Raw genomic sequence first — 508 nt, forward strand, 5'->3', positions numbered from 1 at the left:
CACCAGATATTGAATCTAACGTAGAGCATGTCAACGTAGAAGTAACACCTAAAGATGAATCAACAAAATTAGAAGTAAAATATACAGATACAAATGGCCAACCAAGTTCGATTATCGCAAATAAAAATGGAGAAGTTTGGGCACTAAACAAAGAGGTTCCACATATTGAATTAGACGAAACTACCGGAAAAGTAACGGTTGGTTATCAAGCAGTACAAGCAGAAAGTGAAATAGTAGCAACCGAAACAAAAGGAAACAGTGACTCAAGTTCAGAAAGCAATCTAAAAATGCCACGTAAAGAGACAACGCCAGAAGCGCCTGATATTGTAGCAAGTGTAGAGCACGCCAATGTCAAGGTAACGCCAAAGGGTGAAGTGACTAAATTAGTCATCAATTATACTAATCCAGAGGATCAACGTGTTACCATTAACGCAAGTAATAATGGAGGAATTTGGTCATTAAATAAAAATGTTTCGCACATAGAGGTAGATGAAGCAACCGGAAAAGT

General features: G+C 37.6%; 1 pseudogene. It reads left to right on the plus strand.

The features are described from left to right. Positions 1-508 (plus strand): annotated as a pseudogene (locus HMPREF3154_RS11525) (YSIRK signal domain/LPXTG anchor domain surface protein); the annotation flags it as partial.

The organism is Staphylococcus sp. HMSC06C11 (genome assembly GCF_001808345.1).
GTDB lineage: Bacteria > Bacillota > Bacilli > Staphylococcales > Staphylococcaceae > Staphylococcus > Staphylococcus capitis.